23 protein-coding genes and 1 pseudogene are annotated in these 26,165 nt (G+C 60.7%); 7 read left to right on the top strand and 17 right to left on the bottom strand.

All coding sequences use genetic code 11. The features are described 5' to 3' along the window. Window positions 1-101: 101 nt before the first annotated feature. The 3 genes from AC2EBU_RS10285 to icmF all read right to left on the bottom strand — a co-directional run bounded on the left by AC2EBU_RS10285 (window position 102) and on the right by icmF (window position 5,265). A complete protein-coding gene (locus AC2EBU_RS10285; RefSeq protein WP_484610328.1) occupies window positions 102-1,046 on the bottom strand; it encodes a UbiA family prenyltransferase in 945 nt (314 codons plus the stop codon). Window positions 1,047-1,228: 182 nt separating this feature from the next. Next, entirely contained in the window at window positions 1,229-1,921 is a 693-nt protein-coding gene (locus AC2EBU_RS10280; RefSeq protein WP_484610327.1) for a c-type cytochrome, read from the bottom strand. A 53-nt stretch (window positions 1,922-1,974) separates the two neighbouring features. Beyond that, window positions 1,975-5,265 (bottom strand): fused isobutyryl-CoA mutase/GTPase IcmF, encoded by a 3,291-nt coding sequence (icmF, locus tag AC2EBU_RS10275; protein ID WP_484610326.1) that lies wholly within the window; start codon window positions 5,263-5,265, stop codon window positions 1,975-1,977. Window positions 5,266-5,434: 169 nt separating this feature from the next. Here icmF and AC2EBU_RS10270 point away from each other — a divergent pair, with 169 nt between their 5' ends. From AC2EBU_RS10270 to AC2EBU_RS10260, 3 genes and pseudogenes are all read left to right on the top strand, one after another. Beyond that, on the top strand, window positions 5,435-5,680 hold the full coding sequence (locus tag AC2EBU_RS10270) for a metal-sensitive transcriptional regulator (RefSeq protein ID WP_484610325.1): 246 nt from the start codon (window positions 5,435-5,437) through the stop codon (window positions 5,678-5,680). A gap of 13 nt (window positions 5,681-5,693) precedes the next feature. Next, a pseudogene (locus AC2EBU_RS10265) lies at window positions 5,694-6,215 on the top strand (MBL fold metallo-hydrolase); the annotation flags it as partial. Between the two features lie 204 nt (window positions 6,216-6,419). Continuing rightward, window positions 6,420-6,827 (top strand): rhodanese-like domain-containing protein, encoded by a 408-nt coding sequence (locus tag AC2EBU_RS10260; RefSeq protein WP_484610575.1) that lies wholly within the window; start codon window positions 6,420-6,422, stop codon window positions 6,825-6,827. A 43-nt stretch (window positions 6,828-6,870) separates the two neighbouring features. Here AC2EBU_RS10260 and lysM read toward each other — a convergent pair whose 3' ends face one another. Beyond that, window positions 6,871-7,359, bottom strand: coding sequence for a peptidoglycan-binding protein LysM (lysM, locus tag AC2EBU_RS10255; RefSeq protein WP_484610574.1), 489 nt, complete (start codon window positions 7,357-7,359; stop codon window positions 6,871-6,873). A gap of 255 nt (window positions 7,360-7,614) precedes the next feature. Here lysM and cqsA point away from each other — a divergent pair, with 255 nt between their 5' ends. Further along, complete coding sequence (cqsA, locus tag AC2EBU_RS10250; protein ID WP_484610324.1) at window positions 7,615-8,862, top strand: alpha-hydroxyketone-type quorum-sensing autoinducer synthase; 1,248 nt, start codon at window positions 7,615-7,617, stop codon at window positions 8,860-8,862. Here cqsA and AC2EBU_RS10245 read toward each other — a convergent pair. Further along, window positions 8,844-9,854: a response regulator gene (locus tag AC2EBU_RS10245; RefSeq protein ID WP_484610323.1), complete on the bottom strand. Its 1,011-nt coding sequence runs from the start codon at window positions 9,852-9,854 to the stop codon at window positions 8,844-8,846. The genes cqsA and AC2EBU_RS10245 overlap by 19 nt on opposite strands. 5 nt (window positions 9,855-9,859) lie before the next feature. Further along, window positions 9,860-10,999 (bottom strand): sensor histidine kinase, encoded by a 1,140-nt coding sequence (locus tag AC2EBU_RS10240; RefSeq protein WP_484610322.1) that lies wholly within the window; start codon window positions 10,997-10,999, stop codon window positions 9,860-9,862. A 57-nt stretch (window positions 11,000-11,056) separates the two neighbouring features. Here AC2EBU_RS10240 and AC2EBU_RS10235 point away from each other — a divergent pair, with 57 nt between their 5' ends. Both AC2EBU_RS10235 and AC2EBU_RS10230 read left to right on the top strand, forming a co-directional pair. Beyond that, a complete protein-coding gene (locus tag AC2EBU_RS10235; protein WP_484610321.1) occupies window positions 11,057-11,962 on the top strand; it encodes a helix-turn-helix transcriptional regulator in 906 nt (301 codons plus the stop codon). Between the two features lie 64 nt (window positions 11,963-12,026). Further along, window positions 12,027-12,818, top strand: a complete 792-nt coding sequence (locus AC2EBU_RS10230) for a type III pantothenate kinase (protein WP_484610320.1) — start codon at window positions 12,027-12,029, stop codon at window positions 12,816-12,818. Between the two features lie 75 nt (window positions 12,819-12,893). Here AC2EBU_RS10230 and AC2EBU_RS10225 read toward each other — a convergent pair whose 3' ends face one another. The 3 genes from AC2EBU_RS10225 to AC2EBU_RS10215 all read right to left on the bottom strand — a co-directional run bounded on the left by AC2EBU_RS10225 (window position 12,894) and on the right by AC2EBU_RS10215 (window position 15,615). Further along, the gene (locus tag AC2EBU_RS10225; protein ID WP_484610319.1) at window positions 12,894-13,556 is read right to left on the bottom strand and encodes a TetR/AcrR family transcriptional regulator; all 663 of its coding nucleotides are present in this window, start codon (window positions 13,554-13,556) and stop codon (window positions 12,894-12,896) included. Between the two features lie 103 nt (window positions 13,557-13,659). Further along, window positions 13,660-14,904 carry a patatin-like phospholipase family protein gene (locus AC2EBU_RS10220; RefSeq protein WP_484610318.1) on the bottom strand — a complete coding sequence of 415 codons (1,245 nt, stop codon included), beginning with the start codon at window positions 14,902-14,904 and terminating at the stop codon, window positions 13,660-13,662. 126 nt (window positions 14,905-15,030) lie between these two features. Beyond that, window positions 15,031-15,615, bottom strand: coding sequence for a phasin family protein (locus tag AC2EBU_RS10215; protein WP_484610317.1), 585 nt, complete (start codon window positions 15,613-15,615; stop codon window positions 15,031-15,033). Window positions 15,616-15,826: 211 nt separating this feature from the next. On the opposite strand from AC2EBU_RS10215, the gene AC2EBU_RS10210 reads away from it, so the two are divergent. Continuing rightward, the gene (locus tag AC2EBU_RS10210; RefSeq protein ID WP_484610316.1) at window positions 15,827-16,408 is read left to right on the top strand and encodes a hypothetical protein; all 582 of its coding nucleotides are present in this window, start codon (window positions 15,827-15,829) and stop codon (window positions 16,406-16,408) included. A 14-nt stretch (window positions 16,409-16,422) separates the two neighbouring features. On the opposite strand, the gene AC2EBU_RS10205 is transcribed toward AC2EBU_RS10210, so the two are convergent. From AC2EBU_RS10205 to gspD, 8 genes are all read right to left on the bottom strand, one after another. Further along, window positions 16,423-17,592 (bottom strand): acyltransferase family protein, encoded by a 1,170-nt coding sequence (locus AC2EBU_RS10205; protein WP_484610315.1) that lies wholly within the window; start codon window positions 17,590-17,592, stop codon window positions 16,423-16,425. Then, the gene (locus tag AC2EBU_RS10200; protein ID WP_484610314.1) at window positions 17,589-18,479 is read right to left on the bottom strand and encodes a hypothetical protein; all 891 of its coding nucleotides are present in this window, start codon (window positions 18,477-18,479) and stop codon (window positions 17,589-17,591) included. Before AC2EBU_RS10200 ends, AC2EBU_RS10205 begins: the two co-directional genes overlap by 4 nt. A 23-nt stretch (window positions 18,480-18,502) precedes the next feature. Further along, complete coding sequence (locus AC2EBU_RS10195) at window positions 18,503-19,801, bottom strand: ABC transporter ATP-binding protein (protein ID WP_484610313.1); 1,299 nt, start codon at window positions 19,799-19,801, stop codon at window positions 18,503-18,505. Next, the gene (locus tag AC2EBU_RS10190) at window positions 19,798-20,619 is read right to left on the bottom strand and encodes an ABC transporter permease (protein ID WP_484610312.1); all 822 of its coding nucleotides are present in this window, start codon (window positions 20,617-20,619) and stop codon (window positions 19,798-19,800) included. The genes AC2EBU_RS10195 and AC2EBU_RS10190 overlap by 4 nt, the downstream gene beginning before the upstream one ends. Window positions 20,620-20,706: 87 nt before the next feature. Continuing rightward, window positions 20,707-21,384 carry a peptidylprolyl isomerase gene (locus tag AC2EBU_RS10185; RefSeq protein WP_484610311.1) on the bottom strand — a complete coding sequence of 226 codons (678 nt, stop codon included), beginning with the start codon at window positions 21,382-21,384 and terminating at the stop codon, window positions 20,707-20,709. A gap of 335 nt (window positions 21,385-21,719) precedes the next feature. Then, on the bottom strand, window positions 21,720-23,306 hold the full coding sequence (locus tag AC2EBU_RS10180) for a cell surface protein (RefSeq protein WP_484610310.1): 1,587 nt from the start codon (window positions 23,304-23,306) through the stop codon (window positions 21,720-21,722). 195 nt (window positions 23,307-23,501) lie between these two features. Beyond that, window positions 23,502-23,885: a hypothetical protein gene (locus AC2EBU_RS10175; RefSeq protein WP_484610309.1), complete on the bottom strand. Its 384-nt coding sequence runs from the start codon at window positions 23,883-23,885 to the stop codon at window positions 23,502-23,504. A gap of 130 nt (window positions 23,886-24,015) precedes the next feature. Then, the gene (gspD, locus tag AC2EBU_RS10170; protein ID WP_484610308.1) at window positions 24,016-26,145 is read right to left on the bottom strand and encodes a type II secretion system secretin GspD; all 2,130 of its coding nucleotides are present in this window, start codon (window positions 26,143-26,145) and stop codon (window positions 24,016-24,018) included. Between the last annotated feature and the right edge of the window lie 20 nt (window positions 26,146-26,165).

Genomic DNA, 26,165 nt, shown 5'->3' with positions numbered 1-26,165 from the left:
GTCATGGGCTCAGCCCACATTGTCGCCGGCCAATTGCCGACCGGCCGATTGGACCATGGCAAGCGTTGCATTGCCTTACAGGCCGACGGCCAGCGGGGTCTTCATCCGCGCAGGGCCATCGACAAAAAGCCTGCAGCCATGCCCAGTCCATGCAGCGACGCCGCGCCAATGCTCAGCACAATGGCCGGACGCAAACGTGACGGGGTATGCCGGCGGCGCCACATCAGCACCGCGGCCGCCGCGGACAAAGGCGCCGACACCAGCCCCCCCAAAGCCGCCACCGGGGGAATCAGCAACCACACCGACAGGGCAAGCCAGCCATGGGCCAGCAGCGCAAGCCAGGCGAAAAGCAAGGCGGCGCCAGTTGGGCCCAGGCGCACCGCCAGCGTGCGTTTGCCCACCGCAGCGTCGGCACGCGCGTCCGGCAGACCGTTGATCAGCAGAATGTTGGCGACCAGCAGGCCATAGCCCAATCCCACCGATGCGGGGATGACAAAAAATTGCCCCCGCTGGCTGTAGTCGGCGCCGATCACGACCAGCCACCAGGCGGCGGCGACCGCCAACTCGCCCAGCCCGCGTGACATCAACTGCAAGGGTTGCGACGAATAGGCCCAGCCCAGGGCCAGCCCCGCGATACCGACGAGCACCAGACCACCGCCGCTATGGAACGCAAGCAGGAATCCGCCGGGCACCAGGACCAGCAGCAATGCCGCCGCCAGGCGACGGGTATCCGCTGCCGTGACCGCCCCGTTCTGAATCAGCCGCGCGCCGCCGGTAAACGGGAAAAGGCCTTCCGTGTTGGCTGCGTCAGCGCCGTTGCGGGCATCTTCGTAGTCGTTGAGCACGTTGGCCGCCGCGTGGGCAAGCACCGCCAGCGCGACGGTGCCGACCGCGCGCAAGCCGTCAAACCCGCAACCACATGCCGCCGCCGACGACAGTCCCAACAGACAGGCAATCACGGTGATGACCAGAAAGCCGGGCCGTGTCATCCGCAGCAGCAGCACAAAGCCGGGGGAACGAGTGTATGGATCGGTTTGCCGTGTCATTGAGGGGTGATGGTCACTCTTGGCAAGCTCGCCCGATCCAAAGCATTCACCGCGTTCCAGCAAGCTGCGCCGCCAAGGCAGCATGGCCGCACAGCCATGGCGGGCTGCCGTCGTACTGCGCCGGGCGCTTGCCGTGTGCGGCGCGTGTCTTCCCGGCGTGCCAACGGACCCCGTGGAGATCGTTACTTCATGGAGCTGACATAGGCCACCACGGCGTCGATGTCAGCATCCGTCATGTTGCGCGCGTTTGCCGCCATCAGCGGATCGATGCGTGGGCCTTTGCCCTCGCGGTAGCGTCGCAACTGCGCGGCGAGGTAGTCTTTTTGCTGACCGGCAACCCGGGCAAACTTCTCGCTGCCCATGCCCAGTTCGCCATGGCAACGGAAACAGGTCCGGTCGTAATAGCTCTTTCCCTTGGCAGCCAAGGCCGCGTCTGCAGCGGGTTTGTGGACCACGGTCTGGTTCGCATAGAAGATCGCGACGCCTATCTTCTCATCGACGCTGAGGGCGCGCATGATGCCTTCCATGAACTCGTTCTTGCGGCGCCCTTCGGAGAACTGCCGCACCTGATCAAGCAGGTAGGCAGTATTTTGGCCCGCCAGATTGGGGGTGTCGGAACGTGGGCTGTTGCCCCCTTCGCCATGACAGTTCGCACAGACGGCGGCAGCCTTGCGACCGATCTTGTAACTGGCTTCGAACTGGCGGGGTTCGGCTTCAATGGCCTTCAGACGGCTGTTCAGGTCGACTGCGGATGCCGGCCGGGCCGGGGCGGACGCCACCGGCGCCTGCGCCAACCCGGGCAAATGGATCAGAGCCCCGAGTAGACAACTCAGGATCGGCTTCCAGATTCGCTGCATGTCAAATCCCCCAGGCATGTTATGGGCATTGTAGCCCCGGCGATCCGCACCGCGATGGCATTTGCAGGCAGTCACATGCTGCGGCGGTACTGCCCGCCGACTTCGAACAAGGCATTGGTGATCTGGCCCAGCGAACAACAGCGCACGGCGTCCATCAGGACCTCAAATACGTTGCCATTGTCGATGACGGCCTGTTGCAAGCGCTTGAGTTGCACGGGCGCCTCGGCCGCGTGGCGGCCATGGAAATCGGCCAGACGCGCGAGCTGGCTTTGTTTTTCCTCTTCCGTGGAGCGCGCCAGTTCGATGTGCTCCGGCACCGGATCACCTTTGGGGTTGCGGAAGGTGTTCACACCGATGATCGGGTACTCGCCGGTGTGCTTGAGCATCTCGTAGTGCATGCTCTCTTCCTGGATTTTGCTGCGCTGGTAGCCGGTTTCCATGGCGCCCAGAACACCGCCGCGCTCGGCAATCTTTTCGAATTCGGACAACACCGCCTCTTCGACCAGTTCGGTGAGTTCCTCGATGATGAAAGCGCCCTGGTTGGGGTTCTCATTCTTGGCCAGGCCCCATTCGCGGTTGATGATGAGCTGGATGGCCATGGCGCGGCGCACACTGTCTTCGGTGGGGGTAGTGATCGCCTCGTCAAAGGCATTGGTGTGCAGACTGTTGCAGTTGTCGTAGATGGCAATCAGCGCCTGCAGCGTGGTGCGGATGTCGTTGAACTGGATTTCCTGCGCGTGCAGGCTGCGGCCGCTGGTCTGAATGTGGTACTTGAGCTTTTGACTGCGCTCGTTGGCGCCGTATTTTTCCTTCATCGCCACCGCCCAGATGCGGCGCGCCACGCGACCGAGCACGGTGTATTCCGGGTCCATGCCGTTGCTGAAGAAGAAGCTCAGGTTGGGAGCGAAGTCATCAATGTGCATGCCACGGGCCAGGTAGGCTTCGACGAACGTGAAACCGTTGGACAGCGTAAAGGCCAGCTGACTGATCGGGTTGGCGCCCGCTTCCGCAATGTGATAGCCCGAGATGCTGACGGAGTAGAAATTGCGGACGTTGTGGTGCACAAAGTAGCTGGCGATGTCGCCCATCACCTTGAGGCTGAACTCGGTGCTGAAGATGCAGGTGTTCTGTCCCTGATCTTCCTTGAGGATGTCGGCCTGAACCGTTCCGCGCACATTCGCCAGCACCCATTCGCGAATCTTGGCCGCTTCGGTCGGGGTTGGCTCACGGCCATTGTCGAGCTTGAATTTGTCAAGGTTCTGGTCGATCGCGGTGTTCATGAACATCGCCAGAATGCTCGGCGCCGGACCGTTGATGGTCATCGACACACTGGTGGTCGGGTTGCACAGGTCAAAGCCCGAGTACAGCACCTTCATGTCGTCCAGGGTGGCAATGGAGACGCCGGAGTTGCCGACTTTGCCGTAGATGTCGGGTCGTGCATCTGGTTCATGGCCGTACAAGGTCACCGAGTCGAAGGCGGTGGAGAGCCGTTTGGCGGGCATGCCCTCGCTGACCAGCTTGAAGCGGCGGTTGGTGCGAAAGGCGTCGCCTTCACCGGCAAACATTCGGGTCGGGTCTTCCCCCTCGCGCTTGAAAGCAAAGGTGCCGGCGGTGTACGGGAAGCTGCCGGGCACGTTGTCCAGCATCAGCCATTTGAGAATTTCCCCGTGGTCTTCGAACTGCGGCAGGCTGACTTTGCGGATCCGGGTGCCAGACAACGAAAGGGTGGTCAATGCCGTGCGAATTTCCTTGTCCCGAATCTTGACCACATATTCGTCACCCGCATAGGCCTTGACCATGTCGGGCCACTGCGACAGCAATTGGCGCGCATCGCGTTCCAACAGCCCGTCACGCTGGTCGGCCAGTCGCAGCACCGTGTTGAGTGCGCCATCTTTGGCTGCATCGTCCTCGCGCAACATGCGGGCCGTCTCGCGCAACTGCTGCAGTTCACGCGCCAGGCGGGCCTGTGCCCGCGCGCGCTGTTTGTAGCTGCGCACGGTGTCGGCAATTTCGGCGAGATACCGGGTCCGGGCCGGGGGCACGATGGGGGTCTGATTGGTGCTGTGGCGCACACTCACCCCCGGCAAACTTCCTGTCTCCAGCGCAAGGCCGAGTTCGGCCAGACGCGGCTTCATGGACTGGTACAAGGCCGTAACGCCATCATCGTTGAACCGGGCAGCCATCGTGCCGAACACCGGCATCTGCTCGGCCGGTGTGTTCCAGGCCTCCCTGTTTCGCTGTACCTGCTTGGCCACGTCGCGCAGCGCGTCTGAGGCTCCCTTGCGGTCGAACTTGTTGATCGCCACAAACTCGGCGAAGTCCAGCATGTCGATCTTCTCCAGCTGGCTGGCGGCACCGAATTCCGGTGTCATGACGTACAGCGGCACATCAACATGCGGCACGATCGCGGCATCGCCCTGACCAATCCCTGATGTTTCCACGATCACCAGATCAAAGTCGGCCACCTTGCACGCTGCGATCACATCGGGCAGGCACGCGCTGATTTCGCTGCCGAAATCCCGCGTGGCCAGGCTGCGCATGTACACCCGGGGCCCGGCCTGCCAGGGCCCGATCGCGTTCATGCGGATGCGGTCACCCAGCAAGGCACCGCCACTCTTGCGGCGGCTCGGGTCGATGGAAATCAGCGCAATGCGCAGGCGGTCGCCTTGATCAAGGCGCAAGCGACGAATGATTTCGTCAGTCAGAGACGACTTGCCGGCACCGCCGGTTCCGGTCACGCCCACAACCGGCACCAACCGCGATGCGGCTTGGGCCTTGAGTTCGGCAGCCAGTGGATGCTCCCCCGCCGATGCCTCCAGTGCGGTGATCAATCGGGACAGCTCCCGCCAGGCCTGTGGCGTCTGGCCACGGATGGCACTGGTCTGGGTCGGTGCATGGCCAGACAGATCCCGATCACAGCGCATGACCATCTCGCCGATCATTCCCTGCAAACCCATGCGCTGACCGTCTTCGGGGCTGTAAATGCGCACGCCGCGTGCGGCCAGCGCTCGAATCTCTTCGGGGACAATCACGCCGCCCCCGCCGCCGAAGACCTGAATCTGCTCGCCGCCACGCTCGCGCAGCAGATCCACCATGTAAGAGAAATACTCGTTGTGGCCGCCCTGGTAGCTGCTGACCGCAATACCCTGCACGTCTTCCTGCAAGGCGGCCGTGACGACCTCTTCCACACTGCGGTTGTGCCCCAGGTGAATGACCTCGGCGCCCATACCCTGCAGAATGCGGCGCATGATGTTGATCGCCGCGTCGTGGCCATCAAACAGACTGGCGGCCGTGACAAAACGTACCTTGTGGGTGGGGCGGTAATTGGCCAGGGCCTTGAATTCTGCGGACAGGTCGGTCATGTGGGTGTCTCCGGAGGGGCATTCGCTGGGGTTTGCCTGACGGCGTCAAATTGACGTTTACGTAAACGTCAATATTAGCCGAGAAGGGCTTTCCTGTCACTGACGGCCGAGGCTGCCATCGGGTCGCGATAATGCAAAATCGTTCGCCTGACCTGCAAGGAATCACGCCATGAGCCGAATCGTCGATGCCGAGAAAAAACGTGCACTTTGTGCCCGGCTGGCCCGGGTGGAAGGCCAGTTGCGGGGGCTGCAGAAGCTCATCGACCAGGACGCAGACTGCGAGAAAATCGCCCAACAGATGGCAGCCGCCCGCAAAGCCCTGGACAAATCGTTCTTCTCCATGGTTGGCTGCATGATCGAACAGGGCGATCAACCCCCCGAAAAAGTAGCCGAGATGTTGGCGAAGTTCGCTTGAAAGCGATGCGACCATGAACCCGATCCAGCTTTTCGACCCCGCGTCCAGCACCTACACCTACATCCTGTTTGATGAGGAAAGCCGCGAGGCGCTGCTGATTGATCCGGTGGACGCACAACTGGAGCGCGATCTGGCGGCACTGCGCCAATACGGCTTGCAACTGCGCTGGACCGTGGAAACCCATGCCCATGCCGACCACATCACCAGCGCGGGGCTGATTGCGGAACATACTGCCGCGCGAACGGCAGCGCCGGCAGGTTGCGACATCAGCACGGCCTCCGTACAGCTTGAAGACGGTGATTTTCTGCAGTTCGGCCAGGAACAGGTCAAGGCTCTGGCAACGCCGGGGCACACGGCCGGCAGCATGTGTTTTCTCTGGAAGCCGCGTGGTCTGGCAATGCCACCCCAGGTCTTCACCGGCGATACCTTGCTGATCAACGGCTGCGGGCGAACCGATTTCCAGTCCGGAAGCGCCAGCGCGCTCTTCGACAGCATTACCCGCGTACTCTGGAGCCTGCCGGACGAAACGGTGGTATGGCCGGGCCACGACTATCACGGCCGCCAGAGCAGTACCATCGCTGCCGAAAAAGCAGGAAACGTCCGCCTGGCGGGGAAGGACCTGACCAGCTTCGTCGCCACCATGGAATCACTGGCACTTCCCTACCCGCGCCGAATGGACGAAGCCGTACCCGCGAACCGGGCATCCGGCTTGCGACACGAAGCTGGCAGCGAGTCCCTGATGCTGCCTCGAACCGCCGAGGGGTATGCCGGTGATGTTTCGCCGCAACTCGCCTGGGAATGGGTGCAGGCCGGGCACGCGATCCTGGTCGATGTTCGTACGGACGCCGAGCGGGAGTGGGTCGGTTTTGTTCCCGGAGCGCAAGCTGTTGCGTGGAAACAATGGCCCGGGATGCATGCCAATCCCGACTTTGACGAGAGCCTCGTGCGCCTGGCGGCATCCGGCAAAAAAATCGTCCTGCTGTGCCGCAGCGGCGTGCGGTCGATCGCCGCCGCACGCCGGGCCCACGAACTCGGCATCGAGGCTTACAACATTCTTGAAGGGTTCGAGGGCGACCCCGACGGAAACGCCCAAAGGGGCCATGTCGGCGGCTGGCGCCATCACGGCCTGCCGTGGCGTCAGCGATAGGCGGTTGCCCCCGCGCCTGCGGCAACTCCGGGCGCCGCCCGGCTCAGGACTGCGGCGGAATCCGCAACTTCTGACCCGGATAAATCTTGTCCGGATGGCTTAGCATCGGACGGTTGGCCTCGAAGATGGCCATGTATTTGTTGGCATTGCCATAAAACTTCCTGGCAATCGCCGACAGGGTGTCGCCACGAACCACATCATGGTATTGGGCCGGATCGGCTGGGGCCGCCACCGACATCAGGTTCTCGACGTCATTCACGCCGCTGACATTGCCGCAGCACAAGGTGACCTTTTCACTGGCCTCCTGTGTCGGCGCTTCGCCCTGGACGGTCACTTTCCCCGACGCACCGTCAAATGACACATACAGCCCCGTTACCCCCAGGTTCTGCCCCTCGATGTAGTCGCGGATCGCGTGAGCTGCCTGGGTGTTGAGCTCATCGAGTGAGGGTGAGGCGGCAGCAGCAGCCTGTTCCACTTCTTTGCTGCCGAACAGCTTTTCGCCGGCGTCTTTGATGAAACTGAGAAATCCCATGGGGGCGTTCCTTTGACGAGTGGAAGGGTACTTCAGAGTAATCATTTTGTATGGCTCCCTTCTCCCAACCCAGGCGGCCCGACCAAAAAAAGGGCACCGGGCTGAAAAAAGCATGACTTTGTTGGCGTTTTGTGTTGGCCTTCGACTACGACGCTTAGGGAACTGCACAGCCTGTCAGTTCTGACAGGTGGGGCGCGATCGCCGGACGAGACCCAAGGTTCAATGAAGTATCAGGTCATGACTCCGGAGTACGCCATGGAAGCCGCCGCCGCAATTTTGGAAAACCGCCCGATGTCCGCAGCAATTGGCGCACATCTGGAAGCGCGCATCGAGAGGGAATTTACCCGACGCTGGAATACGTTGTGGGGTGGTCGATCCCTCCTGCATGGCCGAGATGCCGGCGTCGACGCGGTTCGCCTAAACGGCAACGACTACCTCCATCTGACTGGACATCCGGACATCATCGGAGCCCAGACCGCCCATCTGCGCCGCGACGCGGATTTCGTGATTCAGTCGGGGGTCTTCCTGCTTGACAACCACCCGTCGCGGCAGTTGGAGCGGGAGCTGGCGGCCTGGATCGGACACGAAGACGGACTTCTCTGCCAATCCGGGTACAACGCCAATTTGGGTCTGCTTCAAGCAATCGCAGACCCGCAAACACCAGTATTCATCGACAGCCTCGCACACGCGTCCCTATGGGAGGGTGCGCGGCGCGCGGGCGCGCCGACTCACCCGTTTCGCCACAACGACCCCGCCCATCTGGCCAAATTGCTAGGGCAACTGGGGCCGGGGCTGGTTGTCGTCGATTCGGTTTACAGCACCACAGGGGCCGTCTGCCCACTTGAAGCGATTGTGGATGTCGCCGAGCAAGGAGCAAGCATGGTGCTCGTGGACGAATCCCATTCACTGGGCACTCACGGGCCGACCGGGGCCGGACTTACCCGTGACCTCGGCTTGACCGGGCGGGTTCACTTTGTCACCGCCAGTCTAGCGAAAGCGTTCGCCGGTCGGGCGGGCTTCATGAGCTTGCCAACCGCCATGCGCAACTATGTCCTGAGCACCAGCTACCCCAACATGTTCAGCTCCTGCCTGCTGCCCCACGAGATCGCCGGCCTGTCGGCAACACTTAACGTCATCCGCCATGCCAATTCCGCGCGCGCGGCCCTGCACCACAATACACGCTGGCTACGGGAAGCGTTGTCGGCTGCGGGCTACCCGATCCACCAGGGAACGGAACAGATCATTGCCCTCGAAGCAGGGACGGAGCCTGACACCATGGTCTTGCGGGATGAATTGGAGGCGCGCGGCGTATTCGGGGCGGTTTTCTGTGCGCCGGCGACCAGCCGTAATCGCGCAATGGTGCGGTTGACCCTGCATGCAGGGCTGGCGCAGGCAGAGCTGGACCATGTCGCATCGGTTGCGCGTGCCATCGCCGCCGTTGTCCAACCTTGGAAATGGCCGGTCGCAAGACGTGCCAGGGCGAATCAGAGCAAACAAGAGTGATTGTCAGGAACGTGTTCGATGGCCCGACTGGCACGGACATCGCGATAACGCGCCAGGCTGGACATGAATCCCGGCGAGAGATCGTTCCCCAAGGCTTGCACACTGTAGACAGGAGCGCTGGCGCCAACTCCGAGGCGCCCTGCCGGATGAATCCGCCCACCGATTTCCGCCAATGAAAGTCGCAACTCGATGTCGAACAGGGCACTTCCCGCCTCGACGAGCATGACCAGCGATTCCTCGATTCCATGCAGACGCGCCAGTTCGGCCAAGTCGCCCAGCCCTTCCGATAACTCCAGCTGCATCCAATACGCCGATCCATCGCCATCCAGCGCGAGCAGGCCAAACGGCTGCCCGATCAGCACATATTCGATCCAGTTTTGTTCCCGAACCAGGTCGTCCAAGGCTTGCGCTACCGTCCTGTCCGACAGCACCTTCAATTGCTCACGGTTCAATGACTGGTGCCAGATCGGCGCAAGCACCGAGGGCGCTTTGTTCAGCTCCATCTCAACCAGTTTGACCAGTCGGTCGGCGATATCATTCGCCTGTTTCGGTATGTACTGGTCGATCAGTCCGGCATTGAAGCCGCCGATCGCGATATGTTCATCGGCGCGACCGGTCAACAAGACCGTTGTCACTGGCACATTCCTGGCCGCTTGCACGGCTTGCAACCCGTTCATGGCTGGCATGGTGTAGTCAACAACCCATACCCGCCCGAGGCCATAGCGGCGGATTCCATCGCGCCTCCAGTATTGCAGAACGCCGGAGACGAGTGAGTGTCCACTACGCCACCGCTCCAGGATCCCTCGGTGACACCAGACGTCTGCATCGGACTGGACCATTTGATGCTTCATTGCCGTCAGGCAAACCTCCGGGTGGCAGAAGAGCCGCAGATCCCAATCCGACGGCAGAACATCGGCGATCATTTCCAGATAAGCGGGCTCGTCATCAAGAAAAAACACCGTGCCGGGGCGTTTGCAAACGGGAAACATCATGAATGTCAGTGAATGCTGCCAGAACCAGGGATCCAATCACCCTCCGAACGATGTTCCTTTGTAGCCCCGTTCGGCGGCAAGATCGCCGGAAGATGGAGGATGAAAGCCGCTCCGGCCGCTGGCCGGGAGCGAACCTGAATGGTACCGCCCGCCGCCTGCAACACAGTTCGGCAGAACGCCAGCCCCAGCCCATGCCCGATACCCTGGTCCGTGGAGAAAAATGGCTCGAAGACCCGCGTCTGTGTGGCGGCATCCATGCCGACACCCTTGTCCACCAGGGCGACAATGCCGAACCCGCCTCGAACAAATACGTCAATTCGCAGATCACCGGGTCGCAAGATCGAACTTGCCGTGAGCAACGAGCGAATGGCGTTCTCGATCAGGTTGTCCAGCACCTGGTGGAACTGCCGCCGTGATCCGCGAAAGCGAAAATCGGTCTGCTGGTTGATCAGGACACATTGTCGTTCCTGGGTACTCCGAAAAGGGTACTGTTCGACGACTTCCCGGACCATCTCGGCGGCTCCGATGACTTCGTCAACTTGCTTTGGCAAGTGCAGCAAACGCGCATTGGCGATTTCCATGTCGATATGGTGATTCATCGAGCGAGCCAACGCGAGCAGTCGGTCGGCAAGCCGTTCAAGATGATGGGGACGTGGGCCCGCAGGTGATGTCCTGCGGGCTTCCTGCCGTAGGGCCTCGCCAACCAGTGCGGTCGTCGCGAGCGGTGTTCGCAACTCGTGGGCCATGATCCCGATCGTCGCCAGGGTATGCGTCAGGCGCTCTCGCCGAAGGTTCGCGCCCGAAAGCCCCAGGAGCAGTCCGGCGATCCATCCGAACGCCAATACGACCAGATGCTCCCCCGGGGGAAAGTGGGTTGCGCTTACCTGCCCCAATGCGCAGCCGATCACAGAGCCGGCCGCAGCAATACGCCAGTCTGTCAGGTGAAAGTAGATCAAAACGCCGGTGCACAAAGTCGCCAGCCAGATCGTGCTGTGCCCATTCATCTGATACATCCAGCTGAACAGAAGTGGCAACTGAACAAACGCGACCACCGCAAACGTCTTGCGGGTCAGCGGACTGGAGGGGTTTCCAGATACCGCATCCAACAGCAATGGCACCCCAAGCAGCGCGGTCGCCAGCCGCAAAAGGAGATTCTCGTAGGGCTGCGGCCAGATCACGTGCCACGCCCAGTAGAACAGCGGGTGTCCAACCAAAGTGAAGGCACCGAGCAGTTTCAGTCGACGCGGGGATGCATGCAATATTGGTTCAACGGGCGCCGTCAACGTTTGTTCGAAAGCACGCCGCAGCTTTTGGCCAGCGACTTCGCCAGATCGGCGCAATTCCGCAAAGTCGGTCCGTTGCGAGTTGTCGGTAGCAGCCATTGCGAGTCGGGATCGGGGAACTTGTTTGGTATTGTGTCAACTTTGCCGATCTCGCCCATGCCTACCCCTGTTAACTTTGACAGCGTTGTATTGGACGGGCTGCTCAGCGATTGGCTGACAGCCATGCGAGGTCATGCGGTGGAAGCACTGGTTGTACTGGGCCCGAACCCGTTTGGGTCTGCTCATTGTCGCGATGTGCTGGCGGCACATCCGCCACGCCTGAGCGAAGCAGCTCGGGCGTTGGCCGACGCGACCGATTTCGGGGCGCCTTGGCGCGAAAGCACCGCGCCGCTGGTTTCCTGGCAGCACATCGCCCAGTCGGCCCAACTGGCGGAGCACCGCTGGAGGCGCCTTTGGCTCGCACACGGTTTCCAAACCACGGTTAGGGTCGAGTTCCCTTTGGTCGGTGGTCGGGCTTTCGAGGTATTTCTCTTCAGTCCGCGGGAGTTTCACCACCGCGCCGAGGCCGCGTTGCTCGCATGGTCCGTATTGAATTTCTGGCCCATGATCAAGAAGACTCTGATCGAGGATCGCTGCGTTCTCAGCCCGCGAGAACGCGAATGCCTGGCGCGGGCGCTGGACGGAATGACGGCCAGAGAAACCGCCCAACATCTTGCATGCACCGAGCGAACGGTCAATTTTCACTTGGCCAATGCCATGGTGAAACTGAGGGTGGACAGCAAACTGGCGGCAATTCAGCGCGCCTGTTGGCTGGGGGTGCTGTGAAGATCGCCCGCTTCGGGGTTTCTTCGCCGCTGGGAGTCGACGGCAAACCCGCAATAATGACGCCATGACATTTTTGGCGATCGACGTTGGTAACACGCGACTCAAATGGGCCCTGTATGACGCACCCGAACCCGGCGCTGCTGTCCTGCATCAGGGCGTCGAGTTTCTTGAAAACATTGATCGCCTGGCCGATGTGGACTGGGTCAGTCTGCAACCACCGAAGGCGATGCTCGGTTGTATTGTGGCGGGCGAGGCCGTCAAGCGACGGGTCCAGGAACAGATGGAAATCTGGGACGTCGCACCGCAGTGGGTGGTCTCATCGGCGGCGCAGGCGGGCGTAACCAATGGCTACGACCATCCCACCCGTCTGGGAGCGGATCGCTGGGTGGCGATCATCGGGGCCCGCCATCGGATGCTGGCCCGCATGAGGGCGACCGGCGGGATGGCCCGGCCCATGGTGGTGGTAATGGTCGGTACGGCGGTGACGGTTGAAGCGATCGACACCGAGGGGCGGTTTCTGGGTGGCTTCATCTTGCCGGGCCATGGCATCATGTTGCGCGCCCTGGAGTCCGGCACCGCCGGATTGCATGTGCCGACGGGCGAGGTTCGGGAGTTTCCCACCAATACCAGCGATGCGCTGACCAGTGGCGGCACCTACGCCATTGCGGGCGCGGTAGAGCGCATGGTGGCGCATGTCCGGGAGCATTGCGGCGCCGAGCCGATGTGTGTCATGACCGGTGGCGCGGGCTGGAAAATGGCCCCCAGCATGGCCGTCAACTTCGAGCTGGTCGACAGCCTGATCTTTGACGGCCTGCTGGTGATCGGTCAGGAGCGGTTTTCGGCCCGTTTCGGCTGATTCCGAAATAAATCAGCCAATACCCAGCGTAAAAAGGTCGTTTATTGCTACATATATCGTAGCGAACGGACTTCGTCAGTCCGGAGCCTGGCTGTAGGCAGAAACAAGACTCATCAGGTGCTGGCGCTGCGCCGGCTCCAGATAAGGCACCAGGATGTTCAGCACATGGTGAGCGCCCCGCATCAGGGCGCGCTGGGCGCTTTCAGGTTCCAGCGCGCGGCGGGGATCGCGAACGTACTCATAGCTGAGCCAGTAGGTCAGCAACACCACCATGCTGGTGGACGTTGCATCCATTTCCCGTGAATCGATATGGACCACACCGTGCCGGCTCATGGCATCGAGCATGGCGCGGATCGAGCGGGTCTTGTTTTTCAGCACCCACTGGAAATGCGTCTCCAGCCGCCGGTTCTTGGACAACAGGTCGTTGAGATCACGATAGAGAAAGCGGTATTGCCAGATCAGTTCGAACAGGGTGTGCAGAAAAAACCAGGCGTCCTCCACGTCGCGAACACTGTCGCTGGCGTTGAGCAACTCGCTCAGTGAGCGCTCGTAGCGGTCGAACAGACTGTTGATCAGTTCGTCCTTGGCCGGATAGTGGTAGTACAGATTTCCGGGGCTGATACTCAGTTCGGACGAGATCAGCGTGGTGGAGACGTTCGGTTCACCGAATCGGTTGAACAGATCCAAAGTCACTTCCAGAATCCGTTCGGCCGTTCGGCGGGGCGCTTTTTTTACCATGGTGATCGTGGCAGGCAGGTGAAGGCGGTGGGAAACAGGCGGCTTGCTGTCGGCGGGCGGGCTCTGATCGAAGCGCTTTAGGTCAATGCGGCGGGCACGCCACTCACACCGCCGCGCGGGGACGTGCGACAAACCGTCGCAGATCTTCCAGGCTTTCCTGCAAAGTACCCACCGCCTGGCCGATCCGCGTTTTGGCCCGCACAGGCGCCACCAGGTGGCGGTGCGGATCATCCAGCACGTCAGCGCGCAACGCAATGGCATGGCGGGCAAAGATCTCCGACAGGATGCTGCGCCGGGTTCGCAGGTAGTGGCGGGTCTGCTGGTAGGCGTGCTCCGCCAGGTGGCGCCGCTCGCTGTAGCTGAAGGTGTTGGCCAGGTACATCTCCGGATCACGCTGGTCGGGCTCCAGCAACACGATATCGGTCGCCGGGTAAATCTGCTCGTAATGTTTCATCCCCAGCGCCATCCGGGAATGGATCATGGTCCGGAAGGTCTGCGAAAGCACCGATGGCAATCCACCGTCAACAATCCGGGGAATGCGGCGACGCTCGGAAGGCAACCCCGCCTTCATGACTTCAGGCAAGACGGGCAAAGTCGCATCAAAGGGAACCAGCGGATTGAGGCACAAGAGCAAGTCCAGGCCTTGCTCGAGCGCAACCGACGCATGCATGGTCTTCTTGAGCGCGCCATCCACATAGTAATGGGCGTCAATCTCTACCGGAGGGAACAGCCCCGGCAAGGCCGCACTGGCCTGCACCGCGCGCGAAATCGGAACATGGTCCCAGCCCGGCTCACCGAACGGGGCGGCTTCGCCGCTGTCCAGATTGGTCGCCACCAGGGTCAGGCGACTGCGCAGACGGCGAAAATCATTGGTCCGCCCTTCACGGGTGAACAACTGTGTCAGTCTTTGGTCGACTTCGTCGCTGGCAAACGCCCCGGTCGGCAGCGCGGGCCCCAGGCGCTCCAGCGCGCTGATCAGTGAACGCCGTTCCACCAGCAGGCGCCAGGCGGCCGAAAGCACCAGACCGGGCAACATGATGCCGCGGCGGGCAAATTCGCCCCAGGCCGGGTTCAGCAGCCACGAGGGATCAAATACCTCCGTGCTTTCGTCACTGTTTTCGATGAACCCCGCGCACAGTTCGCGCGGTGTCAGGCCATTGGCCAGGGCCGCGGCAATGAAGCTGCCGGCGGACACGCCCACATAGTGGTCCAGCGCATTGAAATCCAACCCTTCCAGAGACTCTTCGAGGGCACACAGCGCACCGATTTCATAAATCGCACCCAACGGCCCCCCGCCAGCAAGGGCGAGTGCGATGCGGGGTGAACGGCTTGGGTTGGCTTTGTTCATACGTGTCAGTTTAGGCTTTCAACGACGGTGTTGGCGTTGCAGTGCAGCAAAACCAAAGGGGGCCTGAGCCCCCCTGCAAAGTTGAGCGCCAGCGCCTTGAGCTTCGCTGGCGGCTGTCAACGGACCTTACTCTGCGGCCGGGGCGGGTGCTGCTTCGGCTTCGACAGCCTTCTTCGCCGCACGGGGAGCCGCTGCCTTGGCGGGCGCGGCCTTCACCGGAGCCGCTTTTTTGGCGGGAGCCACTTTCTTCACTGCCGCCGCGCCGGCGACCGGTTTGGCCTGCGGCTTGGTTGCCGGCTTGGCCGACAGCTGCTGAACGCTCTGGTTGAGATCGTCGATCCGGGCAATCAGCGCCTCAATATCCTTGGCCGACGGAACGCCGAGCTTGTTCAGGGCGCGGGCGACGCGGTCTTCGAAGATGTTCTCCAGTTTGTCCCAACGACCGGTAGCCCGGGTCGTAATGTCGGTCGCCATGCTGGCCATGCGATTGGTCGCCTCGCTGATTTTTTCTTCGGCAGCGGCCTGGGTCTTGCGCTGAATCGCCAGACCTTCCTTCACCAGGGTCTCGTACACTTTGCCGCCCTCGTTTTGGGCCTTGGTAAACGCCGCCAGACCTGCTGCCCATATTTGTTGGGCTGAGTCTTTTACATGGGCCGCCGAAGGTGCGGCGGGTTTCTTGGCGGGGCTGGCTTTCTGCACTTTTTTGACCATGGTGTTGTCCTTGTTGCGATTGACATTGAACTGGATTCACTGCGGGTGAACTCCATGGATGAACTGTAAAGAATGCGCGAGGTCGTTTTTAGTTAACGCTACCTATTGGGATAGGGGTGGTTTCCTATCCCCGCCCAGGGGCCGGGTTTTCGGTGGGGCTTTCCCAGACCCATAGAATTCCGAATCTTCCACAACCGCCTCTGCCAAAGCCATGTCGCACCACGTCCACGCTTCCACTGTCTTGTTGTGCTTGTTGCTGGGCGCCTGTGGCGGCGCAGCCTCGACCGAGTCGGCAAAACCTGCGAATCTGATCGAGATTCGCAACGCTTCCTTCACCGAGGTTGACAGCCGTGGATGGTTGGTCGGCTGGGAGGGTCTGGAGCACAACACGGGCAATTCTTACCGGTTTGTGGCGGATTCCGAGATCGTCTACTCCTCACCGGCAAGTGCGCGGGTAGAGCGTTATGGGCCGGAGATTTATGGCCATTTGCGCCAGTTGATTCCGGTACAGCCGCAGTGGGTCAACAAGACCGTTCGTCTTTCGGCCATGGTTCGTACCGATACCGCAGCCGACGCGTCCGTTGGCCTGATCTTCCAGATGAATCGTTCGGACGGCAGCATACTGTCGTTCAACCATATGTTTGACGACCGGCTCAGTGGCAAGCAGGATTGGCGGCGTGTCAGCGTTGACCTGAAAGTTCTGCCGTCCACATACCGCATCAACGTCGGGGCAATCCTGGAGGGCTCCGGTAAAGCATGGTTCGATGACTTCCAACTGGAATTGCGCGACTGACCATTTTTGCTTCTTCAGAACGGCGATGCGCTGACGGCTTTGGTGAACCGCTCGCGCAGATCGGAAACCGGCTTTTCGAAGGCGTGAAAAACCAGGGCGGACAGCGCAAACACGCAGGTCAACCACAAGACCGTGACACCCGCCAGGACCGTGGCGCTGGTTTCACTGTTGAGTTTCAGCGCCGCTGTCAGTACGAATATCAAGGGGAAATGGGCCAGATAGATGCTGTACGAGTACAGGCTGGTCCGTTCGATGAAAGTGTTTGCCCATCCTTCAACCGGCGGCAAGCGGGTCACCGCTGGCAGGACGAGCAAGGTCCCCAATCCGAGGCAAGTGGTCGAAAGCGTGTTCATGAAGGTGCCAGCCAGCCCGGGGGTCCATCCCGTACCGGTCAGCCGCCAGACCATGGCCAGCCCCGCGATCATCAGGGCAATACCCAGAAGGGCTCTGGTGTTTACCGCCCGGTTCCACCAGTGCGGAGCCCATCGGTTCACGGCGGCGGCCAATACGCCCCATCCCGTGGCGTCCAGGTGGTAGAGCGTCAAACGGCGAATCTGGGCGTCCCAGGCAAAGAAATCCGGGGGCACCGGATGCCATGCCCTGGCAACCATAGGTACGACAATCAGCACCGCGGCCGCAAACAGGAACGCGGTTGCGACTCTGGCGCGAAACGCCAATAGCGCCAGTCCGATCAGCAGCGGCATGAGGACATAGAACCATTCGTCCATCGCCAGTGACCAGGACTCGCCGAAGAAATGGGGAATTTTCTCGGCCTGATACAGGTTTTGGGAGAACACGACAAACGTCCAGTCGAATTGTCCATGACCTATTCCGACGGCAACGAGGAGCACATTGATGGCCAGAAACAGGTAGTAGTTCGGCAAGGTTCTGAACCATCGACGCAGCCAGAAGTCACGGGCCCGTTGCGCCCAGGTTCCTGGCTTTTCGAAGCTGCGGATCATCATCGTGCCGATCAGATACCCGCTGAGGACAAACAGCCACTCGATCGAGATGATGGCTGAAGCGCTCACATAGGCCGTCATTCCGCTCCATTGGGCTTTTCCGAGGGGGAGAAAGAAGCCAATGAAGGCATGGTTCGCAAGAACGATCAGGATGGAGGCGGTTCGCAAGTAGTCCAGGCCTGGGTTCCGGGCCAGGTTCGGCGCCATGGTGGCGGTATTCACAGTGACCCTCTCGCGAAGAAGCGCGGTGCAATCGCCCAGAAGTGCCAGGCGGCCGTGGACTCGGCCAATGCTTCGTTCAATTCGCGGAATACCGCATCGGCCAGTTCTTGTTCGTCGGGCATTGGCGGGATATTACGTATTACCAGCCGACGACGGCCGGTTCGCAAATCGAGTCCGGTCCGGTAAACCACAATCGGTATCTGCCTTTGTCGGGCGTCCCGGAGCAGCCGGATGGGCGCGTGGGCGCGATGGCCGATCACACGGACGGCGACACTTTCCCCGACCTGGTCCGGCGGAACATCGATCACCGCCAGCAACTGGTGCTTGTCCTGGTAGAGCCGCTCCATCCGGGGAAAGTCGAAGGGAGTTCTCTCGGGTTCTGCAGCGTTGCGAACGGGGACTGGAAACGCCGCGTTTCCGGTTGCTCGGGCCACCGCGTAGGTTCGCAAGCGGGCGTACAGCCCCGCGGGGGATGGGACATGAGGCCCCTTGGCCAGAAGCATGTGCGGCGAAAGTCCGACCGATCGGGCATGGCGCAACCCCCACATGCCGGCACTCCAATGGAAGGTCAACAGCAATGCGGCCTGTCCCGGCCCGGCCCACTCGCCATCGACTTGCAGGTGTTTGCGGATCCAGGCGTCAGAGCGAGAGAGGCTCAGGTAACAGTCGGCATGGTCCACCAGAGTGGTCAATCGTCGCTCGAAGAGCCAGGCTTGTGGATCGGCGACCGGGATGCATTTCGACGCGTGCGCGAGAGCCAGGCGACAGTCTGCGTCATACAAAAACGGATATTTGCTCAACCAGCGAAACAGGCGAAACGTAAGGCCCCAGGGTAAAAAGGCGGCCATGCCCGGAACAAGAAAGAGTTCTACGGCTTCGCGCAGCATGCGGCGAAACTTTCCCGACCTTGTCATGAGAGCGTCGGTCTGCCGCCGGAGTTCAGGGTCGGTTTGCGCCATTCATGGTCAAGCAGGCAGACGCCCATGTGCCGGCCGGTGCCTGTGATGTCAAGCGTTCGCTCGACATGGTCAAACAGACGCAGTCCTTCGGGGTCCATGGCGTGCAGACGCACCCGGTAACTTCCGGGCAACAGGGGCAGGCTCGGGTATCGGATCTCGAAGCCCGACAGTCCGTTTGCCACCGGGTGGGTACGGTAGCCGGCGATGTCGGAAAACGTTCCGAAGACTGGTGCGCCATCGGGTTTGACGATGCTGGTTGCGATTACCGGGTCACGGCCATCGGGCGAATACGCGGTGCCGGTGATGATAAATTCGCCACCGGCGTTCAGGGCAATCCGGTCTGTGTCGTGTCCGTTCAGCCAGACTTCCTGAATGTGATAGACCGCGCCGTTTCCGGCCCGGGGAGTGACGTCGGTCATCTTCGCGCCTTCGGCGGCGCTTTTCGCTTCGTGCCATGCGAGGTAGTTGCGGCTGACGTCTCCTGCTGCGCCGTATTCACGAATCACGCCTTCATGCAGCCAGGCCGCATGGGTGCACAGTTTTTGTATGTGATACATGCTGTGCGAACACAGGATCAGGGTACCGCCGTTGCTGAGGTAGCGTTCCATCCAGCGGCTGCATTTCTTCTGAAAAGACTCGTCACCTACCGCAAGCACTTCATCGGTGATCAACAGATCCGGCGACAAGGTGGTGGCCACGGCGAAACCCAGACGGACCACCATTCCGGACGAATAGTGCTTGATAGGCTGATAAATATGGTCACCGATATCCGCGAATGCCAGTATTTCGTCAAGTCGCTCGCGTGTCTGATCGGGACTGAAACCCATGAGCGAGCAGGCCAGATGCACATTCTCCAGACCGGTGTACTCTGGGTGAAATCCGGCACCGAGTTCCAGCAAGGCACCGACACGTCCCTTGCGCACCATCTCACCCGCAGACGGTTTGATGACACCCGCCATGATTTTCAGCAAAGTGGACTTTCCTGCGCCGTTGACCCCGACGAGGCCCAAGGACTGACCCCGATAAACGGCCAGTTCGACGTCCTGTAGCGCCACGTACTGAGCGGAGGGTTTGCGCTGGAACAGCAGCGAGACCAGCGCCCCGACCTTGCGGCTGGCGGTATCGACCAAGGGATACGCCTTGGCGATGCCGCGCAGGGCAATCAGGCAATGCGGATCACCCTGGTCACGCAGTTCCGTCGGTGAATCAGGCAAGTCTTCAACGCGGCGCACGGCTTCGGTTGGGCTCACGTCACATCCTCAAAATGGGGCGATAGCCTGTTGAACAGCTTTCGTCCGGTCCAGAAGGTCAATGCCGCGAACACGATCATCCCTGCCAGATTCAGCCAGGAAGGCGTGGTTCCAAACAGGAGTGCCTGGCGCATCGGTTCGATGACATGGACCAGTGGATTGAAGTCCATGACCTCACGGAACGGCGAAGGAACCATCGAGATCGGATACAGGATGGGGGTGAGATAGAACAGGACCGAGAGCGCCTGTGAGAGAAATTGCTCGAAATCCCGGATGAAGGCCTGAACCGCCGCGAAGGCCAGTGCCAGGCCCGTTGTCATGACAAGCTGTATCAGCAGGAATACCCCTAACCAGACCAGCCCCAGCGGATGCACGGCGTAGCCCAGCACAGCAAGCATGATCAACACGAACGCATACCCCGCCATCTGAACCGCGAACGCGGCACCGACAGCGGCATATACGACCAACTCGTGCGGAAATGCAACCTTCTTGATCAGCGGTGAATTGGCCACAATGGCTTGGGTTCCGCGGCTCAGACCTTCAGAGAACGCGAGCCATGGCCACATGGCCATGGCCATGAATGCCACAAAGGGAAAGCGCTCCAGTTCCGGGAATCGGACCTTGAAGATGGTCTGAAACAAGACGGAAAAGATCGCCAGCATGGCGAGCGGATGGACCAAAGCCCAAACAACTCCGCCAACCGAGCCCGCGTATCGGTTGGTAATTTCCCGGGATATGAAACTCCGGAGCATCCAACGGTGCTGAATGATCGTTGACAGGGCTCCGGTGCCCCGAGTCTCGGGGTGAATGCGGCTCATAGTTGGCGAACGGGTGCTCTCAACGACCCCAATATGGCGTTGAGGCCATGGGCGCCGGGACCGGTCGCCAGGTCGAAATGCCAATCCTCATCGACTATTTGCCGGGCCTGGTGTTTGCCCTTGCCGCTGGGCGAACTCCTTGATGACCGCATCGTGGTATTTGATGTCGGCGCGAATGGCCTCGATCGCCTTCTGGCGCGCCTCGTTGGCCAGACTGTTGGCCGCCTGGTTCACCAGGGTGTCACGAAGCTCGTCAAACGGTCTTTTCTGGGCGGCTCGGCGGGCTTCAAGGCGGATGATGTGGAGGCCGAACTGGGTGGAAACCACCGGGCTCAAGTCCCCCGGCATCTTCAGCGCATCCACAGCTGCCTCAAACTCAGGCACCATCGCGCCCTTGGAGAAAAAGCCGAGATCGCCTCCTTTTGCAGCGCTGCCATAGTCGGTGGAGTGCTGTTGGGCCAGTTGCTCAAAATTCCCACCATTCAGCAGCTGTTTGCGAATGTCTTCCGCTTTGGCACCAGCGTCCGGCAAAGAGCGGGGAATCAGGATGTGCCGGGCACGGGTTTGTGCGGGGACATTGAAGCGCTCGGGTTCGGCGTCATACAGAGTTCTTGCATAGCGCAGGAGCTCGGTGTCCGATGGTCGGGACTTCCGGTCGATGTCTTTGAGAACAGCATCGGCCAGCACGCGGTCCACCGCAATCTGCACCTCTGCGGCCAGAACCGGATCTTTGTCGAATTGCTGCGCTTTGGCCTGAGCGGCCATGACGCGCCGCACCAGCAGGGCGGTTGCCTGCTCTTTGACGTTGGGTTCCCGCGACAACGCGGCGCGGCGCGTGACATCGGGCAGGCGCCGTGCGTCGGCCTCCACATCGGAGAGATCGATGCTGACACCTTGAGGACTTTCGGCCAGGACCCCCGTCCGAGCCTGCGCGGACGCCGAATAAGTGCACCAGAAAACGAGGAGAAAAAGAAACGGGGCGAAATTGGAACGAATCGGAAAGCGTAGAAAGAACATAACCGGAACGTTTGACGGAAGGAATGAAAAAGGGCGGGATCACTCCCGCCCTTTTCTATGTCAGGCGAACCTCTGATCGACGATCAGCGGACAACCTTGTGCGGGAAGGTCAGGCCGTAGTTAGCGGCAACACCGGGCTTAGCGGCGGCGTTGGAAGCCTTCACGAAAGAAGCACCCAGAACCGGCAGTCCAGTGGTCCCTGCGAGACCGGGGTGAGCCAGCGTAGCCCAGCCGTTACGGATGGTGCCGAAGTCGATGTCCTTGCGGGCCACCGAGCTGCTCAGAGACGAATTGCCGCCGGCATCGTTGAAGCTCAGAACCGACACTTCGCCGCAGAAGCTCAGCGGCTGGCCAGGCGTACCGGGCGACACCACGAAGTCGTTGGAAACCGTCGGAGAGTTCTCTTCACGGTCATACTGCTTCGGCGTGATGCCGGTTACGCAGATCTGACCGCTGGCGACAGACGTGTTTGCTGCGGTGAAGAAGTTGATGTTGTTCGGAGCAGCGGCAGTGGTGAAGTCCGAGAACACGCGAGCAGCAGGACTTGCGCTGTAGTCAAGGGCCACGTTGTAGCGACGGGTAGGCATGGAGAACACCCAGTCCGTCTTGGCAGCGATGTCGGTGGAGGTCACGAACTCGTTTTGCGTGTTCGGGACAGCCAGAGCAGCCGTCAGACGCGAGGCATTGCCCAGGGGAATCGTGTCGCCAGCAACAGGCGCAAACGCTGCAGCGCCGACGTACGGCGTGGACAGGTCGGGCAGGTCATACTGTGCCGGTGCAACTTTCGGAGCGGCGCCGCGCAGCAGCGGATCGGCGGTCGTCGAATCGGCCAATGCTTGGCCAACGGCGTTGCCAGTCTGCGAGAACACCACCATACGAGCAGGGGCAGCAGCGCCACCAGCAGCCACACGCGCCTCAATGGCGGTGGCGTTGCCGGAGAACGTGGTGCTGTTCGGCACATCGATGATCGTCCAGCCACCGCTCAGACCCGTGGTCGGGGCGCGGAAGCCACGGGCTTCCAGTTCAGCCGTGCTGTCGATGTTGGCGTAGGTTGCCAGACCGGAGAAGGTGGCAGCCGTACAAGGAGCAACACCGGCCACGTGCGTGATGGCCTTGGCAAGGTCAGGCTGGGGAGCGGTGTGTCCATTGTCAGGAACGTCAGCCATGTTGAAGATTTCAACATAACCTTCACGGGTACCCTTCGCCTTGTCGGCGGCGGACGCGGAAGCCGGCAGACGGTCCGTCACAAAGGCGGTACCGTCAGCATTGGTGGCCACGGAAGCGGGCAGCGTGCAGGACTTGTCCGAGGTCTTCAGAACCGAGCGGCCATCAGCGCCTTGGCTGACGGCGGCGGACCACTGGTCACCCTTGGACAGGAACAGCGTGAAGTCGAAAATGTCGTCCGAGTTGGCGGCACCACGGAAACGCACCTTGACAGCTTTGCCGTTGGTTTGATCGTGGTTGACGATGCTGATCAGCGTTGCTTGACCGTTCTGGGTCGTGAAGTAAGGCACGATCAGCTGGTGACCGACGTCACGGCCGTTGAATTCCAGCACGGTCGCGGTCGTACCGACCAACACGCCCGGGAACGAACCAGCGTTGGCACCGCTAGCCAAACCGAGCCCACCGATCATGGTAGCGATGCTCAAAGCGAGAATATTTTTTCTCATACAAAGACTCCAGTTGAAAAGTTAGTAAGCGCAACCAAGAATGGTCAGAACGCCTATTTATGGTAGCACAAGGAAGTTCGGGGAGGGCGTTCGCAAGATGGCCCGTCGCCCGGTTGTTGAGTATTTGCAACAGATTGATGGCTGCTTGGCTTCACCCTCCTCTCCCATTGATCCGTTTTTGTTGCGCGGGCAGCGTCACAGGCGGATGAACAGCCACCACTGTCCGTCTTCCTTGACCCAGGTTTCGTCAAAGTGGGTACTGATCTTGTCGCCCTTGCGTCCGCCCAGGATGGGGGGACGCTCGACGCGGATGCGAGCAGCGCATCGGACTTCGCTGTCACAGTTCGAACCAACGACTGCCGCTTTGTCCAGGGTCGCTGCCGCGCCAAAGCGCGTTACATATTTGTCGGCGGTCAGCAGCTTGCGCACGGAAGGTGCCAGATATTCGTAGGCTCCCTTCACGTCGCCCTCCAGCATCAAGGCCCATCGGGCTTGCGCCCGCTCCAGTACGAGTGCCTCGGGCTTTGGAGTGAAACTTGCACAGCCCGCAAGAAGGGTCAGCGCAACCAAGCTTGCCATGCCGATGCGTTTCAATCGGCGTCGTGGCACTTCACTCGCGGTTGTCAAAGTCGTAACGCTGCTCATATCAGTTGATGCGATGGAAGTATTTAGATCAGGGACAGGAAAATCTGGCCGTCTCCCTAGGCTTTCAGCGGTAACCTCCGCCGACGCCGGGATCCTGAGCCGGAATCGCGGGTGCGCCGGATTCGTTTCCTTGTGGAACCAGACGCAACCCTTTCATGCGGGCTTTCATTTCGGCGCTGAGTGCACCGATGTCCTGGTCGCTACGAACGACCTTGGGCGCAATGATTACCAGCAGCTCGGTACGATTCGCATTGTTCGACTTGGTTCCGAACAATGCGCCGAGCACCGGAATTTCATGAAGCAGCGGTACACCGCTTTCTCCGCTGGTACTGTTGTCCTTGATCAGACCACCCAAAACGATGGTTTCGCCCGAGCGAACGGCAACTTTGCTTTCGATCTGTCGCTTGAGAAAGCTGCGCTGGCCCGTTGCAACGTCAACCTGTCCAATGTCCGTGACTCCTTGCTTGATCTGCATGGTGACCATGTCGCCCGCATTGACAGAAGGGGTGACTGCGAGGTCCAACCCGGTATCTTTGAACTGGATGTTGCTGGTTATCACGCCGCCGGCAGTCACAGATTCACCAATGCGAACCGGCTGCTGGTTGCCGACTGTGATGTTGGCGGTGTGGTTATTCAGGACCATCAGGGACGGGCTTGAAATCACCTTGACCAGCGACTTTTCGGCCAAAGCATTCAGTATCGCCCTCACGTTCCCTGCCGAGTTGCGCAGGGTGTAGGAGAAACCGGCCCCTGTCGATGCCAAAGCACCACTCACCGCGTTACTCAAAAGGGAAGTTCCCGTCTTGCCATTGCTTCGGTAGTCGGTGAACATCCATTGCAAACCGTACTTGAGATCATCATTGAGTGTCACTTCGATGATGCTTGCTTCTATCAATACCTGGGCGGCCGGGACGTCGAGTCGTTTCAATGTCGCCTCTATGCGTTGGTACTCCACGCCCGTCGTGTAGACCAGTACCGCGTTGTTGATTTCGTCTGCGATCACTCGGGCGCCTTGCCCCAGATTCACCGTCGTCAACGCCGACCCGGCCGCGTTGCCACCGCGGACCTGTGAAGCCGGTGTGACGGACGCTGCGCCCCCCGTCGTACCTGTAGCTTGCGCCAGGCCGGGCGAGACAGCGCTGGTCGGTGGCGCCCCTGATGGCTTGGATTCACTGGCAAACAAGGCCCCCAGCAGGTCGGCCAGTTGGCGCGCAGATCCATTTTGAACTGGATAGACGAATAGCTGTGGCGATGCGGAATTCAGCCCGGGTCGATCAAGCTTCTCAAGCCATTCGCGCGCAGCGTCGAGGTAGGCAGCTCGCGGAGTTACCACAAGGACACTGTTGAGGCTTTCCATCGGGATGATTCTCAACGCCCCATGGAGGGGAAAGGCCTCAGAAATGCCCCCGCTTGCACGCGCTGCACCAGCATTTGCCGGTGTTTCCGGCCCGGCTCCGGCGCCGCGAACGGCCAATGGCACATTGACAAGCTTGAGGGCGGCTTCGACGTCCTTGATGGAGAGATGCTTCAGAGGAAAGATCCCCATCGACATGCCCTTGAGCATGTCGACATCGAAAGTTGCGATGAGGTCCAGCCATCCCTCTGCCTGAGTGCGACTTCCGACCAGCACCAGCAGGTTTCTCACGGTGTCGATACGGACGAGATTTTCGGCTGGAACAACAGATCGAAGAATTGTGGCCATTTCCGACGCGCCAACAAAGCGAAGTGGGACAAGGATCGCGCCTTGTCCCGGAGGTAATGGAGACTTGGCGTCAAATTGTCGGACGACCGGTGCAATGGCGCGCAGCGCCTCAGGCCTCCCAATGTGATAGGTGCCCCTGGCGTCTCGCAACAACTGCAGTCCATTCGCCTGCAAAGCAGCCTCCAGCAGAAACACCGCGTCATCTGGGGCTACATCTGCATTGGTTGCAAGGGTCACCCTTCCGACAATCGGCGGATGCAAGACATAGTCAACCTTCGCAACATCCCGCAATACGATATGGACTACATCGATGAGGGGGGCATCCTCAAACTTGAAAGACGCAGGAGCCCCGCTGAATGGGGGGACCGATTTAGCCGGTGACAACACCTGGTCGGTACCACGATACAGCCTTTGTTCCGCCTCAATGCTGACTTTTTTTGTTGGATTCGTTGACAGCGTGCCCTCGGCTGCCGCGGGATACAAATACAACATTAATCCTGCAGCCAATAGGG

It is taken from the genome of Curvibacter sp. T50 (assembly GCF_057219955.1).
Note: the sequence above shows the minus strand (reverse complement) of the source record. Positions and strands in the feature narration are given on the sequence as shown.